This window comes from Streptomyces incanus, assembly GCF_042656345.1.
GTDB lineage: Bacteria > Actinomycetota > Actinomycetes > Streptomycetales > Streptomycetaceae > Streptomyces > Streptomyces incanus.
The window spans coordinates 1-1150 of record NZ_JBHSPC010000157.1 but is presented as its reverse complement, the minus strand read 5'-3'; the positions used below and the strand labels follow the sequence as shown (position 1 = coordinate 1150).

The 1150-nt window shown below is 67.5% G+C and carries 2 protein-coding genes; both read left to right on the top strand.

Translation table 11 applies throughout. The features are described from left to right. Positions 1–845, top strand: an 845-nt coding sequence (locus tag ACFP2V_RS35610; RefSeq protein WP_465269235.1) for an alpha-amylase family protein, incomplete at its 5' end; no start/stop codon positions are given. Beyond that, positions 842–1150: alpha-amylase family glycosyl hydrolase (locus tag ACFP2V_RS35605; RefSeq protein ID WP_381219815.1), on the top strand; the 309-nt coding region annotated here is incomplete at its 3' end. The genes ACFP2V_RS35610 and ACFP2V_RS35605, both read left to right, overlap by 4 nt.

Sequence of the window (1150 nt, the reverse complement as noted above, 5' to 3'; positions counted from 1 at the left end):
CCCGCCCGGCGATGATGCACACCCTGGCCCAGATCGGCTTCCAGCAGTCCTACACCTACTTCACCTGGCGCACCGGCAAACAGGAACTGACCGAGTACCTCACCGAACTGTCCCAGGACGCCGCCTCCTACATGCGGCCCAACCTGTTCACCAACACCCCCGACATCCTCCACGCCTACCTCCAGCACGGCCACCGCCCCGCCTTCGAGGTCCGCGCCGTCCTGGCCGCCACCCTCTCCCCCACCTGGGGCATCTACAGCGGCTACGAACTCTGCGAGAACACCCCCCTGCAGGACGGCTCCGAGGAATACCTGGACTCCGAGAAATACCAGCTCACCCCCCGCGACTGGGACGGCGCCGAACGCCACGGCCGCACCATCGCTCCCCTCATCACCCGCCTCAACACCATCCGCCGGGAGAATCCGGCCCTGCGCCGGCTGCGGAATCTCCATTTCCACCAGGCGGACCAGGACCCGGTCATCGTGTACTCGAAGAGGGAGGGTTCGAACACGGTGCTGGTGGTGGCCAACCTCGATCCCCACCGCACCCAGGAGGCCACGGTCTCGTTGGACATGCCGCAACTCGGCCTGGAATGGCACGAGTCGGTACCGGTGCGCGACGAACTCACCGGCGAGACATACCACTGGGGCAGCACCAACTACGTGCGTCTGGGACCGGGCGGCGCGCATGTGCTCGTCGTCGGCCGGGAGGCCGAAGGCGACCGTGACCGTGACCACACGGCGTCGGCCTCGGCCTCCGGGACCGCGCCCCCCGGCCCGCACGGCACGGCTGCGCGACCGTCCCGACCGTCCACCCCGCAGATCGGAGGGTCACCCGCATCATGATCGTCAACGAGCCCGTACCGGACACCTTCGAGGACACACCGGTCAAGGACCGCGACCCGGACTGGTTCAAACGAGCCGTCTTCTACGAGGTCCTCGTCCGCTCCTTCCAGGACAGCAACGGCGACGGCATCGGCGATCTGAAGGGACTGACCGCCAAGCTCGACTATCTGCAGTGGCTCGGCGTCGACTGCCTCTGGCTGCCCCCCTTCTTCAAGTCACCCCTGCGCGACGGCGGTTACGACGTCGCCGACTACACCGCCGTGCTGCCCGAGTTCGGTGACCTCGCCGACTTCGTGGAGTTCGTG